Raw genomic sequence first — 638 nt, 5'->3', positions numbered from 1 at the left:
AAGAATTAATATTAATTTTTTCATTTTCAATCTCCGTTTTTATATTAATAAAGCCATAATTGATAATTGTTATTTTGTGTTGCACCTGGTAATGATGCTGATTGTATTATTCCATCAGCAGGTACTATTCCATAGTAATATGTATTCATATTTATATCTTTACATATATAAGTTTTACCAGCATCATTTTGAGTTAATGTTATTATATTACCAGCTTCAATAGCACCTTCTTTAGTTGGTTTTTCTGAAATTTGATATACGTCCATATATTGATATTTTATTGTTATATTTCCACTTAAAGCTGTGTTATAAAATGTTATTGTATTTCCACTAATACTTTTAATATCAGTAGTTATATCGCTTCCTTGATAAGTTACAGATACTATTTCAAATAAGAATTGGAATGTAGTATCATTTATAGTTGCAGTGCTTCCTGTACCACTACCAGTATCACTAGTTACTGTGATATTATTAAGAGTCATTTCTTTTATAGGTGCTATTGCACTTTTRGTATATTTATATATAACGCTTCCAGTAGTACTAGTAGTTGTAGCAGTAGTAGTAAATTGATATATACCACCGTCTTGGTTTTTTGTAACAACTGCTGCTTTATCTACGCCAGTATCACCACTTACTTC

Annotated in this window: 1 protein-coding gene; it reads right to left on the bottom strand. The window is 28.4% G+C overall.

From position 1 onward, the window contains the following. Nucleotides 1–44: 44 nt before the first annotated feature. On the bottom strand, nucleotides 45–638 hold a 594-nt coding region (locus GQX97_RS13785), incomplete at its 5' end, for a hypothetical protein (protein WP_157152329.1).

The organism is Brachyspira sp. SAP_772 (assembly GCF_009755885.1).
Lineage (GTDB): Bacteria > Spirochaetota > Brachyspiria > Brachyspirales > Brachyspiraceae > Brachyspira.
Note: the sequence above shows the minus strand (reverse complement) of the source record. Positions and strands in the feature narration are given on the sequence as shown.